At 56.4% G+C, this 13,896-nt stretch carries 13 protein-coding genes and 1 tRNA gene; 11 read left to right on the forward strand and 3 right to left on the reverse strand.

The window, feature by feature from the left end; all coding sequences use genetic code 11:
• Positions 1-227: 227 nt before the first annotated feature.
• The 4 genes from ACR0DK_RS14815 to rplT all read left to right on the forward strand — a co-directional run bounded on the left by ACR0DK_RS14815 (position 228) and on the right by rplT (position 2,993).
• Positions 228-665, forward strand: coding sequence for a universal stress protein (locus ACR0DK_RS14815; protein ID WP_170395586.1), 438 nt, complete (start codon positions 228-230; stop codon positions 663-665).
• A gap of 14 nt (positions 666-679) precedes the next feature.
• Positions 680-2,230: an alanine/glycine:cation symporter family protein gene (locus tag ACR0DK_RS14820; RefSeq protein WP_170465878.1), complete on the forward strand. Its 1,551-nt coding sequence runs from the start codon at positions 680-682 to the stop codon at positions 2,228-2,230.
• Positions 2,231-2,412: 182 nt separating this feature from the next.
• A complete protein-coding gene (rpmI, locus tag ACR0DK_RS14825; RefSeq protein WP_010443552.1) occupies positions 2,413-2,613 on the forward strand; it encodes a 50S ribosomal protein L35 in 201 nt (66 codons plus the stop codon).
• Between the two features lie 14 nt (positions 2,614-2,627).
• Positions 2,628-2,993 carry a 50S ribosomal protein L20 gene (gene rplT / locus ACR0DK_RS14830; RefSeq protein WP_008756009.1) on the forward strand — a complete coding sequence of 122 codons (366 nt, stop codon included), beginning with the start codon at positions 2,628-2,630 and terminating at the stop codon, positions 2,991-2,993.
• Positions 2,994-3,324: 331 nt separating this feature from the next.
• Here the strand turns inward: rplT and ACR0DK_RS14835 are convergent.
• Positions 3,325-3,414, reverse strand: a tRNA-Ser gene (locus ACR0DK_RS14835).
• Positions 3,415-3,748: 334 nt separating this feature from the next.
• Here ACR0DK_RS14835 and ACR0DK_RS14840 point away from each other — a divergent pair.
• Both ACR0DK_RS14840 and ACR0DK_RS14845 read left to right on the forward strand, forming a co-directional pair.
• On the forward strand, positions 3,749-4,675 hold the full coding sequence (locus ACR0DK_RS14840) for a FecR family protein (protein ID WP_480736823.1): 927 nt from the start codon (positions 3,749-3,751) through the stop codon (positions 4,673-4,675).
• A gap of 162 nt (positions 4,676-4,837) precedes the next feature.
• On the forward strand, positions 4,838-6,958 hold the full coding sequence (locus ACR0DK_RS14845; protein WP_480736826.1) for a CHASE2 domain-containing protein: 2,121 nt from the start codon (positions 4,838-4,840) through the stop codon (positions 6,956-6,958).
• Positions 6,959-7,178: 220 nt separating this feature from the next.
• Here the strand turns inward: ACR0DK_RS14845 and hemC are convergent, their stop codons facing one another.
• On the reverse strand, positions 7,179-8,135 hold the full coding sequence (gene hemC / locus ACR0DK_RS14850) for a hydroxymethylbilane synthase (protein ID WP_480736828.1): 957 nt from the start codon (positions 8,133-8,135) through the stop codon (positions 7,179-7,181).
• 107 nt (positions 8,136-8,242) lie between these two features.
• Between hemC and hemE the strand changes: the two genes are divergently transcribed.
• Positions 8,243-9,277 (forward strand): uroporphyrinogen decarboxylase, encoded by a 1,035-nt coding sequence (hemE, locus tag ACR0DK_RS14855; RefSeq protein WP_170802314.1) that lies wholly within the window; start codon positions 8,243-8,245, stop codon positions 9,275-9,277.
• Positions 9,278-9,335: 58 nt separating this feature from the next.
• Here the strand turns inward: hemE and ACR0DK_RS14860 are convergent, their stop codons facing one another.
• The gene (locus tag ACR0DK_RS14860) at positions 9,336-10,430 is read right to left on the reverse strand and encodes a CaiB/BaiF CoA transferase family protein (RefSeq protein ID WP_480736830.1); all 1,095 of its coding nucleotides are present in this window, start codon (positions 10,428-10,430) and stop codon (positions 9,336-9,338) included.
• Positions 10,431-10,585: 155 nt separating this feature from the next.
• On the opposite strand from ACR0DK_RS14860, the gene ACR0DK_RS14865 reads away from it, so the two are divergent.
• The 4 genes from ACR0DK_RS14865 (at position 10,586) to ACR0DK_RS14880 (ending at position 13,782) form a co-directional block, all read left to right on the forward strand.
• A complete protein-coding gene (locus tag ACR0DK_RS14865; protein ID WP_170395597.1) occupies positions 10,586-11,101 on the forward strand; it encodes an SRPBCC family protein in 516 nt (171 codons plus the stop codon).
• A gap of 91 nt (positions 11,102-11,192) precedes the next feature.
• The gene (locus ACR0DK_RS14870) at positions 11,193-12,122 is read left to right on the forward strand and encodes an ABC transporter ATP-binding protein (protein ID WP_170395599.1); all 930 of its coding nucleotides are present in this window, start codon (positions 11,193-11,195) and stop codon (positions 12,120-12,122) included.
• The gene (locus tag ACR0DK_RS14875) at positions 12,119-12,880 is read left to right on the forward strand and encodes an ABC transporter permease (RefSeq protein ID WP_170395601.1); all 762 of its coding nucleotides are present in this window, start codon (positions 12,119-12,121) and stop codon (positions 12,878-12,880) included. The genes ACR0DK_RS14870 and ACR0DK_RS14875 overlap by 4 nt, the downstream gene beginning before the upstream one ends.
• 104 nt (positions 12,881-12,984) lie before the next feature.
• On the forward strand, positions 12,985-13,782 hold the full coding sequence (locus ACR0DK_RS14880) for a S49 family peptidase (RefSeq protein ID WP_170395603.1): 798 nt from the start codon (positions 12,985-12,987) through the stop codon (positions 13,780-13,782).
• The last annotated feature ends 114 nt before the right edge of the window (positions 13,783-13,896 follow it).

Raw genomic sequence — 13,896 nt, forward strand, 5'->3', positions numbered from 1 at the left:
CTAATTTCAGTTTGATACCAAGCGTATGCCTAATATTTGGGCATATAATAATATTTATTTACAGTACCTTAGAAGTTTGAGGGTTGTATCCAGCAATAATCTCTCTGTTTTTGCGTGTTTTTTCGGGATACTTGCCCTTAGGGCGGTCTACTCAAGCAAGTTCCAGGTTCCGGCTGCCCTGCCGGGGGCGAGGGCCCCGGCCAAAGCAACAATAACGGAGGAACGGCATGACAACGAAAATTGTCATAGGACTGGACGGGACAGAAACCGGAGAACGCGCGATCGCCTTTGCCAAAGACTTGGCCGGGCGTATCGGTTCATGCGAGCTTCTGGCGGTTTACGTCATCGAATGGTCTCCTTTCACATTCCAGACACCAGAAGAGAACGCCCTACGCCACAAACGGCGCGAAGAAGAGGTTGCGTTAGCTACGTCACGGATCATCGAGCCAGCGGTTGAAGCGTTGAAGGCTGCAGGATTCGAGGCGCGCGGCATCGTCCGTCACGGAGATGTGGCGGAAACGCTGAATGCAATCACGGTTGAAAACGGTGGCTCCCAGATCGTTGTGGGTCGGGCCTCGGCAGATGGGTTTAAAAAACGCCTGTTTGGCAGTTCGACCCAGAACCTTGTCATGCACGCCGATGTTCCGGTTACGGTCGTGAACTGAGGGGAGAGATTATGATGAATATTCAGAACAAACTGAGTCTGGCAGCACTTGCCGCTCTGGTTGCGAGCCCCACTGCCGCACAGGAGGCGGTCGGTTTGGACGATAAAATCAACCAGGCCTTTGCTGATTTCACCGGGCCTTTCGTCAGCTTTATTTTTGCCCCGTTTCCGGGCACCGGGTTCCCTTGGATCGTGGGTTGGCTGGTGATCGCCGCGACCGTCTTCACGCTTTATTTTGCCTTTGTACAATTGCGTTTCTTCGGTCATGCGATCAGCCTTGTGAAAGGTGACTATTCTGATCCCAATGATGCGGGTGAAGTTAGCCACTTTCAGGCGCTGGCAACGGCGCTGTCCGGTACAGTTGGCCTCGGTAATATTGCCGGTGTTGCGGTCGCCGTCGGTATCGGCGGGCCAGGTGCAACTTTCTGGATGATTGTCGCAGGCCTGTTGGGCATGGCGTCGAAATTCACCGAATGTACGCTGGGTGTAAAGTACCGCAACGAATATGATGACGGCACCGTTTCTGGTGGTCCAATGTATTATATGTCGAAAGGGTTCAACGAACTGGGCCTGCCGGGCGGTAAAATTCTGGCCGTTCTGTTCTCGATCTTCTGCATCCTTGGCGCGCTTGGTGGGGGCAATATGTTCCAGGCCAATCAGGCGCATCAGCAGATCGCAGGCATCGTCGGAGATTACCCGGGCTGGATCACTGGCCTGGTCTTTGCAGGCATCGTCTTTGCAGTGATCGTGGGCGGCCTGAAATCCATCGCGCGCGTGACTGAGAAAGTCGTTCCTTTCATGGGCGTGATGTATGTGGCCGCGGCGCTGGTGATCATCCTGATGAACGCGGATCAGATCGGTTGGGCCTTTGGCCAGATCTTCGCAGGAGCCTTCACCGGTCTTGGTGTTGCTGGCGGTATGGTCGGCGCATTGATCCAGGGCTTCCGGCGTGCGGCGTTCTCGAACGAAGCGGGCGTTGGTTCTGCGGCGATTGCCCACTCGGCGGTTCGCACCAAAGAACCGATCACCGAGGGCTTTGTGTCTCTGCTGGAGCCGTTCATTGATACGGTTGTGATCTGTACCATGACCGCGTTGGTGATCATCATCACGCAGCAGCTGATCGTCGATCCGGAGACCGGAAACTATATGCTGAACGAAGCCGGTAATGCCATCGCAACGGTTGACGGAAACTCGGGCGTCAGCCTGACTTCAGCCGCCTTTGGCAGCGCGTTCAGTTGGTTCCCTTACGTTTTGGCAATCGCAGTAGTTCTGTTCGCCTTCTCGACCATGATCAGCTGGTCCTACTACGGCCTCAAGGCCTGGACCTACCTGTTCGGTGAGGGTCACACCAAGGAACTGGTGTTCAAGGTCATCTTCTGCATCTTCGTAGTCATCGGTGCAGCGGCCAACCTTGGCCCCGTTATCGACTTCTCGGATGCGGCGATCTTTGCCATGGCGGTTGTGAACGTCTTCGCGCTCTACTTCCTGATGAAAGTGGTACGTCAGGAACTGGCATCTTATGCAGAGCGTTTGAAGAGTGGTGAAATCCGCAAATTCGAACATTAATCCAAACCACCGGGGCGGCGCGTGTCGCCCCGGTGCCTAGCCAGCCTGCAAAAAGCGCAGATTCTGGCCCAAACCCCCTTGCCAGTATGATCGAACTTGCGTAAACGGCGCTTCTGATCGCGTGACCGGCCGAGATGGCATGCCGAGTCGCGTTTGAAACCGAACCCCGAAAGGAGACGGAAATGCCTAAGATGAAGACAAAGTCGAGCGCCAAAAAGCGCTTTAAGGTGACTGCGACCGGTAAGGTCCTTGCTGGCCAGGCCGGCAAACGGCACGGCATGATCAAGCGGACCAAGAAATTCATCCGCGACGCCCGTGGCAACACCACCCTGTCCGCCCCCGACGCCAAGATCGTCAAGGGCTACATGCCCTACGACCGCTAAGAGGAGATTAAGAGATGTCCCGCGTTAAAGGTGGAACCGTAACTCACGCCCGTCACAAGAAGGTCATCAAGGCTGCCAAAGGTTACTATGGCCGCCGCAAGAGCACCTTCAAGGTTGCCCGTCAGGCCGTAGACAAGGCCAACCAGTACGCAACCCGCGACCGCAAGAACCGCAAGCGCAACTTCCGCGCGCTGTGGATCCAGCGTATCAACGCCGCTGTCCGTTCGCATGACGAGGCACTGACATATTCCCGCTTCATTAACGGCCTGAACCTGGCCGGTATCGAAGTGGACCGCAAAGTTCTGGCCGACCTGGCTGTGCACGAACCGGAAGCGTTCGGCGCGATCGTCGCCAAAGCACAGGCCGCGCTGGCTGCCTGAACCTCTTTCGAGAGACAGTGAATGAAAGGCCGTCCCAGTTGGGACGGCCTTTTTTTGAATCCGTAACGGGTGTCGATTGCGCCAGTTTGCCAAATTGAGCTTTCTAGGGCGACGAAGATAGATATCTCACCGCCTCCAACATCCTGGGCTGAATTGTACTGCAGACAACGCACCAAGCTCCGGCATCAGGGTGCAATGGTTGATGCGAGCGATCCAATCCGCCTTGAGAAATGGTAGTGTGCAACGCCCGTGAAATGCCGTGAATTCAGTGGGATGACTTTATGAGATCGTTCAGACCATGGCAGGCATCGCAGGTGATGCCCGGTATGGGTGGCGGAGACGAAGGGATTCGAACCCTCGAGACGGTTTCCCGCCTACTCCCTTAGCAGGGGAGCGCCTTCGACCACTCGGCCACGTCTCCGCTGGCCGGTATATCCTTGCCTGTCATCCAGATACAAGGCGATTTTCTATGTCTGGAAAATTTTTCTGAATACCGATGATCAAACCCACAAGAAGGAGCGCTGGGGCTACCGGAAGCAGGGGTGCGAAACCCCCGAAATGCTGAAAAACATGCAAAACCTTGCCAACTCCACCTGTTCTGGCGCATATTTGTCTAGTTTTAAGGCTCTAATAACTATTCAGATTTAGCTTTCTGAGGCGACAGATATCGGGCGTGGGGTGTTTGGCACCCTGGTAGGTACCTTTTGGGGGAAGGGGACTTGGGTTTGGCCTGGTTGAAATTGTTTTGTGTTTTCTTGGTTCTAGCGACGCTGCCTGCGTCGGCCATCGCATCAATCGGAAAAGTGCTCAGTGCTAAACCGGGCGCGGATATTATCCGGGCCGGTAAAAAGATACGCTTGCGTGAAGGGATGGATGTTGTTTCAGGCGATACTATTTCGACCGACAGATCAGGCGTGGTTCAATTGGTGTTCGTAGATGAAACCAAGATCGCGGTTGGTCCGAACGCGCGAATGATCCTGGATGTCTCGATGCTGCGAGGCAATCGGAAGGCAAAAAACTTCACCGTGCAGGCGCTGGGCGGCAGTTTCCGTTTCATTTCGGGCAAAAGCAGAAAGCGCGCTTATTCGATCAAAACGCCCGATGCCACCATGGCCGTGCGGGGAACGACATTTGACATGTGGATTACATCCGGCAGCCAAAGCGCGATGCTGGTTATCGAGGGCACCGTTCAGATGTGCGGCCGACGCGGGTCATGCCGGTCGGCAAGCCGACAGTGCAGTCTCTTTGCGACCGGTTCGGGCGGTCAGGTGGGGCGCCCGATAGATCAGGAGCAGTATGACAAAGCGCTAAAAGGTGGTTTCCCCTTCATACGCTCGCAAACGCAACTGCTGCCACCGTTTCGGGTGAGTGCCGAAGGGTGTTCGGGCAGACAGGCTCAGGCCCCAAAGATTGAATCTGAGAGGCCAGAGCGGCGCGAAGCGCGGCGGCAAACGGAACAAGGTCGTTCTGAGGTGTCGGCGGCCCGCGAAAGCGGGCGATCCGAAGCGCCAGACCGGGCCTCAGCCAGCGCCGAAGGGCGTTCCGGGACATCAGCGCGCGCAGGTGTAAGCGCCTCGGGTGAAACGAGAACATCCGTAAACGCATCCAGTGGAAATAGCGGTGGATCGGGTGTCAGGGCAACGGCGACGGCAGGTAACGCTTCAGCGATAGCTGGTTGGTAGCATCAGGTTACATATATTTTCATGTTCCCCTGCGCCTGGAAGGTGAACGTGGTGGGTAAGATAAGAGACAAAATTGGGCATCGATTAGTATTCAGGCTTGTAGGCTTGGGGCTGATCTTGATGGGCTGCTTCATTAGGGTCGCGGATCCGTATCCCGTTCAAATGTCCAGATTGATTTACTTCGATATCCTGCAGCGGATTTCACCACGGGCCTACAACCCGGATCTGCCGGTCCGCGTAGTAGATATTGATGAAAGGTCTCTGGCAGAATGGGGCCAATGGCCATGGCCTCGTACCCTGTTGGGTCAGATGGTCGAACGATTGGGCGAATACGGTGCCGCTGCGATTGCCTTTGATATGTTGTTTGCCGAGCCCGACCGATACTCTCCGATGCGACTGTTGCAAGACCCGACTTTGTCCGGACTATTGCAGGTGGATCAGGCCGCGATCGATCTGGACAATGACGTCAGATTTGGGGACGAAGTTGCGAAATGGCCAGTGGTTCTGGGTGTGGCAGCCCGGCAAACCGATAGCGGTTCGGCCATTGTACCGAAGGCGGGGTTAGTTGAAATCGGAGAGAACCCCGCAGCTGGCCTTGTCAGCGTTGCCCACTGGACCTCTCTGGCACCGCCATTGGGGGAAGAAGCGGCCGGGATCGGGGGTGTTAATGTTTCGCCCCAAGGAAGTTTGGGTGTGGTGCGACGGGTCCCTGTGCTTTGGTCCGGGCCCAACGGTGTATTACCTGCGCTTGGGGTTGAAGCCCTGCGGGTGGCCATGGGCGAATCCGTTTATTTTGCCGAAGGATCGCAGGACGAGATCGGCATCATGCTTGAGGTTGGTCTGGGTGATTTTGTGCTGCCGACCACCGAGAATGGCGAGATCTGGGTGCGTTACAGGCGGGACAATCCTGGCCTCTATCTGTCGGCCGATGATGTCATGCGCAGCGGTAGTGATCCAACGCTTCAGTCAGAGATAGAAGGACGGATCATTCTGGTCGGCACCTCTGCGGCGGGCCTGTTCGATATGCGCGAAACGGCACTGGGTGAATCTGTTCCCGGTGTTTCGATCCACGCCCAGATTATCGAACAGATCATCCTTGGCGATGTGCTGAGCAGATCGGATGTTACCTCTGCACTTGAGCTGCTGGCGTTCGTGATCCTGGGCGTCGTTGTCACAGTGGTCATGTCCAACTATGGGGCGGTCGCTTCTTTTGCTGCAGGCGGAGTGGCCGCATCGGCCGTGATTGCCATCAGTTGGTTGGCGTTCCAGAACCAGTCGGTTCTGTTTGATGCGACCTTCCCTTTGGCCGGAGGTATGGCCAATTTCGGGCTTCTGGCCGGGTACCTCTTTGTTTCGACCGAGCGGGAGAAGCGGGTGATCCGCCAGACTTTCTCGCACTATGTCGCACCGGAAATCCTCGATGAGATGGAGGCCAACGGGCATCAGCTGCAATTGGGAGGTGAATCTCAGGAGATCACGGTGATGTTTTCGGACATTCGGGGCTTCACGCCATTGTCCGAGTCTGTATCAGCCACCGATCTGGTGGCCTTGCTGAATGCGCTGTTCTCAGAGATCGGGGATCAGATTCTGGTCGAGCGTGGAACGATCGACAAGTTCATCGGCGATGCGGTTATGGCTTTTTGGAATGCACCGCTGCCCGTGGATGATCACCCGTGCCGCGCTGCTTTGGCCGCGCTGAAGATGCGCGGCGCGTTAGATAGGTTCAACACTTTGCCCATCATGCGCGGGCGTCCTCCCATCGCTCTGGCGACAGGCTGCGCAACCGGAGCCGCCTGCGTAGGCAATATCGGCTCGCGGCGCCGGTTCAATTACACAGTAATCGGAGATGTGGTGAATGTGGCAGCGCGGATCGAACAAAACTGCCGACATGTGGATTATGATATTCTAGTCTCAGACTCTATTCGCCGTGTCACCAATTCTGATCTTGCGCTGCTAGAGGCGGGCTTCGTGGATTTGAAAGGCAAAAGCGAGCCAGAGCCTGTTTATGTACTGGTCGGAGATCGAGAAGTTGCAGGCAGTGCATCGTTTCAAAAGCTGCAGACCGCACACATAGGTCTACTAGAGGCGATACGCGCACGGGAATCACAGACCGTAGTCGCTGGGTTGTGCAAGGAATGTGCCAAGTATGCGATGGCGGTTGAGCCAGGTTTGGCATCATTCTATCGCGCGCTACCGGGGCGCATGGCGGATTTCCGATCAGAGGTGCTTCATGCGCGGCCGGTGTTTAGTCATCATCATGGTCTGCGCGAAGGTGCAGAGTAAGTACTTCGCCATATGCTTTGGAAAAGAGAACGGGGCGCTGTTGAAAATCAACTGCGCCCCGCCGGAAGTATCAATCTCGCCCCCTCGAATACCATCTAAAACAACACGGGCTAAAACTTTCGATATATTCGAGATCGACCTTCTGTCCCTATATTTAACGAATTCGGCAGGGTAGACAGTGAAGAAGTTCACATTACCCTGAAATTGTTTAAATTTTTTCTTAGCGCCAGTCGAAAAACCCTGGTCCGGCCTGTTTCAACAGAGAGGCGGCCATTGTCTGACCCAGTTTTGCGCCGTCTTCGAGCGCCCCGGTGGCCTCTTCGCTGATCGCCTCGGAACCGTCCGGGCGCAGAGCTTCTCCGCGCAAAGTAAGTTGGCCATCCTTAACCTGCGCCAAACCGGCGATCGGTGTTTCGCATGAGCCATCCAGCCCGGCCAGCAGGCTGCGTTCAGCCGCAAGGCGTTGGCTTGTTTCAACATGATGAATCGCCGCCAGCATCTCGGCGGTGCGGCTATCGTCGCTGCGCCGTTCAATGCCGATGGTGCCCTGCGCAATGGCAGGTAGCATGTCATCAGGCGATATAGCAGTCGCGGGGACGTCTTTCATATCCAAGCGGCGCAATCCGGCCATGGCCAGAAAGGTACAATCGGCCACGCCATCGGCCAGCTTCTTCAGGCGAGTCTGCACATTGCCGCGAAACTCGACCACTTTCAGATCGGGCCGCCGATTCAGCAACTGCGCCCGGCGGCGCAACGATGAAGTCCCGACAACTGCGCCCTCTGGCAGATCGTGAATCGAACTCAGAGTCGGCGAGATAAACGCGTCGCGCACATCTTCGCGCGGCAGGAATGTATCCAGCACCAGCCCGTCAGGCTGTTCGACGGGCATGTCCTTGGTCGAATGTACGGCGATGTCGATCTCACCTTTCAGCATCGCCTCTTCGATTTCCTTGGTGAACAGACCCTTGTTGCCAATCTCTTTCAGCGGCCGGTCCGCGTCGATCATGGCGCGGTTGTCACCGGTGGTCTTGATTACCACGATCTCAAACGCGTCCTCAGGCAGGTCGAAAGCGGCGCCAAGTCTCTGACGGGTTTCATAGGCCTGCGCCAGCGCCAGCGGAGATCCACGGGTGCCGATTTTCAGAGGCGATGCGGGGGTAGGCAATATCAGACTCATGTGCACAGCTTTAGTCGCGTCACATTGCCCTGACAATGGGGGCAGCGCTTGACAAATTGCCACTGAGGGCCGACGCGTTGCACCAAACCGGAACACTGGGGGCACGAATGGCCGAGACAAAGAAATTGCTACGGGCGCTGGCGGGGGAAGTGCAGGATGTGCCGCCGATCTGGATGATGCGACAGGCCGGGAGGTATTTGCCTGAATATCGTGCAACGCGCGCGCAGGCCGGAGATTTCCTGTCTCTTTGCTATAACCCCGAGCTTGCCGCCGAAGTCACGCTTCAGCCCATTCGCCGCTACGGCTTTGATGCCGCGATCCTGTTTGCTGATATCCTGCTTGTGCCGCAGGCGCTGGGTGCAGATTTGTGGTTTGTCACCGGCGAAGGTCCTCGCCTTTCGACTATTACACGGGAGTCGGAGTTTGATACGCTGAAGCCGGTTGATGCAATTCATGAGACGCTCTCTCCAGTGTATGAAACCGTGCGTATTCTTTCGCGTGAGCTTCCTTCTGAGACAACTCTGATCGGATTTGCAGGCGCGCCCTGGACAGTGGCGACCTACATGATCGCCGGACGGGGCACCCCGGATCAGGGGCCAGCCCATGCGCTGCGCGAAGAAAACACTGCGCTGTTCGAGGCGCTGTTGGATCGGATCACGGCCGCGACAATAGAATACCTGTCTGCCCAAATCGAGGCAGGGGCCGAGGTTGTCAAAATATTTGATAGTTGGGCGGGATCATTGAAGGGCGAAGCGTTTCAGAAATACGCCGTAGAACCCTGTCGCGTGATTACTGCCGCCATAAAAGCCCGCCATCCGGGCATTCCCGTCATCGGTTTCCCACGCGAAGCGGATCAGGGTTACATCGGTTTCGCCAAGGCCACCGGTGTGGATTGTGTCGCGCTGGACAATTCTGTGTCGCCCGAATGGGCTGCTGCGAATGTGCAAGTCGATGGGTGTGTGCAGGGCAATCTGGCTTCATCGCATATGGTGACAGGCGGGCAAGCGCTTGTCGATGAGACGCGGCGGATTGTCGAAGCCTTCTCAAAAGGACCGCATATCTTCAATTTGGGTCATGGTATTACGCCAGATGCGGACCCTGAGAACGTTCAATTGATGATCGATACGGTGCGCGGGCGGTAAGCCTGGCGAGGGGGGCAGCCCCCTCTTGGCCTGCGGCCAATTCACCCCCGAGGTATTTTTAGCCAGATGAAGCGGGAGGAAGTTCGTTCAAAATCTCATTTGTATGCTCTCCGCGTTTGGGGCTGGGCCGCGGTTGCCAGTTGTAGGTTGAGAATCTAGGAGCGGCTGCGGCTTGACGTGTTTCGTCGTGGTCGATCCATGTTTGGCGAGCCGAATTCATAGGGTGATCCCGTGCTTCTTGTGGACTTAGGACCGGCGCAACGCAGGCGTCTGTCCCCTGGAATAGCGCCGCCCATTCGTTGCGCGGTTTTCTGGCAAAGATTTCGCTCAACCGTTCCGTCAGGTTGGGCCACGCGGTCTGGTCGTATTGCTGAGCGAACTCCGCATCATCGCTGAGCCCGAGGATGTCCAGGAAGTGAGCATAGAATTTTGGCTCCAGACATTGAACTGAGATGAAGCCGCCATCTGCGCAGGCGTAGGTTCGGCTCCAATGCGGTCCGTCAAGCAGGCTTTGACCCCGGGTGTCGGACAGGTTGCCGGTTTGGCGCAGACTCATCAGCAAATTCATCATGTGTGCCGAGCCATCGTAGATGGCGGCGTCCACCACAGTGCCTTTGCCTGTGCTCCGGGCATTCAGAAGCCCGGCGAGCAGACCTGCAACCAGATACATCGCACCACCGCCGATATCCCCGACTAGCGTTGCGGGCGTCAAAGGCGGTTGGCCGGGCGGCGACGCGTAAGATAAAGCCCCTGAAAGGGCGATATAGTTGAGATCATGGCCCGCTGTCTCAGAAAGTGGGCTATGCTGCCCCCAGCCTGTCATTCGGCCATAGACCAGCTTTGGGTTCAGGTGATGACAGTCTTCCGGCCCCAGCCCCAGCTTTTCCATCACGCCGGGGCGAAAACCCTCGATCAGCGCATCAGCCGTTGCGATCAGCCGTTTTGCAACGCTAAGGTCCTGCGGGTCTTTGAGGTCCAGCGCAATTGATCGTTTGCCGCGATCCAGCAGCGAACGTTCAGGCATACCCGGAGTGACGGCGGACCCTTTGCGATGGATGGTGATGACATCGGCGCCCATATCCGCCAGCAGCATGGCCGCGAAGGGGGCTGGGCCCAGCCCTTCGATTTCGATGATGCGTATGCCGTGCAGCATGTCTTCCTCCTGCGGCGCAGGGTTTCTGTTGGGCGGAGCGAATGCAAGCGAAGAATCCCGATCCAGTGCCTTGGTTTGAGCAAACTGGTTGCCTGCATCGATGTTTCAGGGCTAGGTCTTTGTGGTCTGCCGTAGGATTAAAAAGAGGTTGAGAGATGCAGTTAAGCGATACCCGTGAAATTCAGGCGCCGCCTGCCGCCGTTTACGCTGCGTTGCTGGACCCTGAAGTATTGAAAGCCTGCATCAGCGGCGCGCAGGAGATTACCGGTGATCCAACCGAGGGGTATAATGCGACCGTGGTGCAAAAGGTTGGCCCTGTGAAGGCGACTTTCAAAGGCACAGTGACCATGTCCGACATGATTGAGCCCGAACGCCTGACCATCGCAGGTGAGGGCAAGGGGGGCGCTGCAGGCTTTGCCAAGGGAAGCGCTGATGTAACCTTCGCGCCCAGCGAGGCTGGTGGCACCCTTCTGACCTACGAGGTCGAGGCTAAGGTGGGTGGCAAACTGGCTCAGCTGGGCAGCCGCCTGATTGATGGGTTTGCCAAGAAGATGGCCGATCAGTTCTTCGCCAATCTTCAAGAATATTTCGAAGGTCCGCCACCGCAAGAAGACGCTGCCGAAGAAGAGACCAAGTCAGGCTGGCTAGGTCGCCTGACGGGACGAGACTGAACCCTGCGCACACGCGCATGGCACTGTGCGGAATTGGACTGTTCGACGATGGTCCGTCACGATAGGTTGCGGGGTCAGAACGAGGGTACGCATGACGACCATATTGTCGATCCGGGATTTGCGGAAGTCTTATGCCGATGGGTTTGAGGCGCTGAAAGGTGTGTCTCTGGACATTGAAGAAGGTGAGATTCTAGCGCTGTTGGGACCCAATGGGGCGGGTAAAACAACGCTGATCTCGACTGTGTGCGGTATTACCACGCCGACTTCGGGCTCGGTCACCGTAGGTGGCCATGACATCCAGACCGAGTATCGCGCAGCCCGCAAGATGATTGGGCTGGTGCCGCAGGAAATCGCGCTGGAACCGTTCGAGAAGGTCTGGAACACTGTCCGCTTTTCGCGCGGGCTGTTCGGTCATAGCGGAGACAACGCCAGGATCGAGGAAATCCTGCGCAAGCTGTCCCTATGGGACAAACGCCGTAACGCAATCAAGGAACTATCCGGAGGCATGAAGCGACGTGTGCTGATCGCGAAAGCCTTGGCGCATGAGCCAAGGGTGCTGTTTCTGGATGAACCCACCGCCGGCGTAGATGTCGAGCTACGTAAGGACATGTGGGAGATCGTGGCCGAATTGAAGCAGGCTGGTGTCACCATCATCCTGACCACTCACTACATCGAGGAAGCCGAGGCAATCGCCGACCGTGTGGGTGTCATCGACAAGGGTGAGCTTTTGCTCGTGCAGGACAAAGACACATTGATGGCGCAGATGGGCAAAAAGCAGATTGAGGTCATGTTGACCGAGCCCATTTTATCCGTTCCCGACGTTCTGTCCGATCATCAACTGACGCTCAACGGTGCAGGCGATGCGCTGATCTATACTTACGACACCAATGCCGAGCGCACGGGCATCACCACTCTTCTCAATGATGTTGCACAGGCCGGTCTAGTGCTGCGTGATGTGCAGACGCGGCAATCGAGCCTTGAAGAGATTTTCGTCAACCTCGTGTCCGGAGAACCCGCATGAACTGGTCCGCTATTACTGCCATCTACCGGTTTGAAATGGCCCGGTTCTTTCGCACACTGGCGCAGAGTTTTCTGTCGCCGGTCCTGTCGACCTCGCTTTATTTCGTGGTGTTTGGCACTGCCATCGGCAGTCGCATTCAAGAGATTGAAGGCGTGTCCTACGGGGCCTTCATTGTGCCGGGTCTTATCATGTTGTCCGTAGTGATGCTGTCAATCTCGAACGCGTCCTTTGGCATCTACTTTCCCAAATTCTTGGGTACGATTTATGAGTTGCTTTCAGCCCCCATCAATTTCATCGAGATTGTGATTGGTTATGTGGGCGCGGCCGCAACTAAGGCACTGTTTGTAGGTCTTGTCATTCTGGCCACTGCGACGTTCTTTGTGGACATTCGCATTGAACACCCGTTTGCCATGGCGGCTTTCCTGATCTTGTCTTGCCTCAGTTTCTCGCTGCTGGGGTTTATCGTGGGTATCTGGGCGGGAAATTTTGAGCAAATGTCGCTTGTCCCCCAGCTTGTTGTGACGCCCCTGATTTTTCTGGGTGGGACGTTTTACTCGATCTCGATGCTACCTCCGCTTTGGCAGACGATCACTCTGTTCAACCCTGTGGTCTATCTGATTTCCGGGTTCCGCTGGTCATTCTATGGTATCGCAGATGTCCCGATATTTTGGAGCCTTCTGGCCATACTGGCCTTCACCGGAATATGCCTCGCGATCATTGGCTGGATCTTCAAAACCGGTTGGCGCATCCGCAGCTAGGGCGTTGCATTTTTGCCCATCAGGTGTGTGAAATTGGTTCACGTCGCGTTTATGGCGCTTCGGGTCTCTTGTTTACGGCTCCGGCGCGCTCTACATCGGCTTCCATGAAACTCAGCCTGCCCTTCATGAAAAAGCCGCCACTTGTGGCCGTTGTTCGCCTGTCCGGTGCCATTGGAATGGCCGGGCGAGGGTCGATGAACGCGACCGCTCTGGCACCGGTGTTGGAGAAAGCCTTTCGCAAGGGCAAGCCCGCTGCGGTCGCGCTGGAGATCAATTCGCCGGGCGGCTCCCCCGTTCAAAGCTCATTGATCGGTGCGCGTATCCAGCGACTGGCGGAAGAGCTTAAGATCCCTGTTTACGCTTTCGTCGAAGACGTGGCGGCTTCGGGTGGATATTGGTTGGCGGTTTCAGCGGATGAGATTTGGGCCGATGACAGTTCGGTTCTGGGGTCGATCGGCGTGATATCGTCGGGATTTGGCGCGCATGTTTTTCTGGCACGTCAGGGCTTTGAACGACGCGTACATACTGCGGGTCAGTCGAAATCAATGCTCGACCCGTTTGCTCCGGAAAAGAAAGAAGACATTGCACGGCTCAAAGTGCTGCTGGGCGATATCCACGAGAATTTCATAACCCATGTGAAATCTCGCCGGGACGGCAAGCTGGACAGCAGCGCTGATCTGTTCAATGGCGAGGTCTGGCTGGCCCGTCGCGCACAACAGCTGGGCTTGATTGATGGTATTGCCCATCTGAAGCCCAAGATGCAGGAGAAGTTTGGCGACAAAGTCAGGTTCCGCCGCTATGGCCTGCGCAAACCGATCTGGTCGCGCTTCGGCGCGACGCTGGCGCAGGATGCCATAGCCGGGTTTGAGGAGCGCGCTGCCTACGCGCGTTTCGGGTTGTAGAGTGATCATCAAAGCAGTCACCTTGTTCCTGATCGCCATGGGCGTTCTGGCGATGTTCGGCAAGCTACGCTTTCCTGGACAGAAACGATTGAGTTCTGCGAAATGTCCGCGTTG

This window comes from Ruegeria sp. CE6 (genome assembly GCF_056537485.1).

What these genes read in the sequence shown, in the direction of transcription:
- ACR0DK_RS14815 (WP_170395586.1), top strand. Translation starts at nt 228, where the DNA reads ATGACAACGAAAATTGTCATAGGACTGGACGGGACAGAAACCGGAGAA.
- ACR0DK_RS14820 (WP_170465878.1), top strand. Translation starts at nt 680, where the DNA reads ATGAATATTCAGAACAAACTGAGTCTGGCAGCACTTGCCGCTCTGGTT.
- rpmI (WP_010443552.1), top strand. Translation starts at nt 2,413, where the DNA reads ATGCCTAAGATGAAGACAAAGTCGAGCGCCAAAAAGCGCTTTAAGGTG.
- rplT (WP_008756009.1), top strand. Translation starts at nt 2,628, where the DNA reads ATGTCCCGCGTTAAAGGTGGAACCGTAACTCACGCCCGTCACAAGAAG.
- ACR0DK_RS14845 (WP_480736826.1), top strand. Translation starts at nt 4,838, where the DNA reads ATGTCCAGATTGATTTACTTCGATATCCTGCAGCGGATTTCACCACGG.
- hemC (WP_480736828.1), bottom strand. Translation starts at nt 8,135, where the DNA reads ATGAGTCTGATATTGCCTACCCCCGCATCGCCTCTGAAAATCGGCACC.
- hemE (WP_170802314.1), top strand. Translation starts at nt 8,243, where the DNA reads ATGGCCGAGACAAAGAAATTGCTACGGGCGCTGGCGGGGGAAGTGCAG.
- ACR0DK_RS14860 (WP_480736830.1), bottom strand. Translation starts at nt 10,430, where the DNA reads ATGCTGCACGGCATACGCATCATCGAAATCGAAGGGCTGGGCCCAGCC.
- ACR0DK_RS14865 (WP_170395597.1), top strand. Translation starts at nt 10,586, where the DNA reads ATGCAGTTAAGCGATACCCGTGAAATTCAGGCGCCGCCTGCCGCCGTT.
- ACR0DK_RS14870 (WP_170395599.1), top strand. Translation starts at nt 11,193, where the DNA reads ATGACGACCATATTGTCGATCCGGGATTTGCGGAAGTCTTATGCCGAT.
- ACR0DK_RS14875 (WP_170395601.1), top strand. Translation starts at nt 12,119, where the DNA reads ATGAACTGGTCCGCTATTACTGCCATCTACCGGTTTGAAATGGCCCGG.
- ACR0DK_RS14880 (WP_170395603.1), top strand. Translation starts at nt 12,985, where the DNA reads ATGAAACTCAGCCTGCCCTTCATGAAAAAGCCGCCACTTGTGGCCGTT.